1 pseudogene is annotated in these 300 nt (G+C 60.0%); it reads right to left on the bottom strand.

Going from position 1 to position 300, the window contains the following annotated elements:
* Positions 1-8: 8 nt before the first annotated feature.
* Positions 9-300: pseudogene (locus KDM89_RS21540) on the bottom strand (hypothetical protein); the annotation flags it as partial.

Genomic DNA, 300 nt, shown 5'->3' with positions numbered 1-300 from the left:
AACAACACTCATCGTGGCGCCCCGGTTGGCATCACTGCCGGTAAGGATGCGACGGGAAAACCCGGTACCACCATGGGCGCGCCGCCCGGTGGCACATTGGTCGGCGCACCATGCGGCGGGAAGCCTGCCGGTGCGACCGGAGATGGATTCGGATTTTCCGGTGCTGCGGGGGGCGTATAGACAGGCACAGGTGGTATTGCAGCCAGCTGTATCACTGCACTCTGCGGCAACTCCAGACGTTTGAGCGCGCCATTATCTGAGATCAAAATATACTGCGCATGCACTTCTTTGAGTACGACG

This window comes from Cognatundibacterium luofuense (assembly GCF_018139685.1).
GTDB lineage: Bacteria > Pseudomonadota > Gammaproteobacteria > Burkholderiales > Burkholderiaceae_D > Undibacterium > Undibacterium luofuense.
The sequence above is the reverse complement of the archived record's forward strand: the minus strand, read 5'-3'. Positions and strand labels throughout refer to the sequence as shown.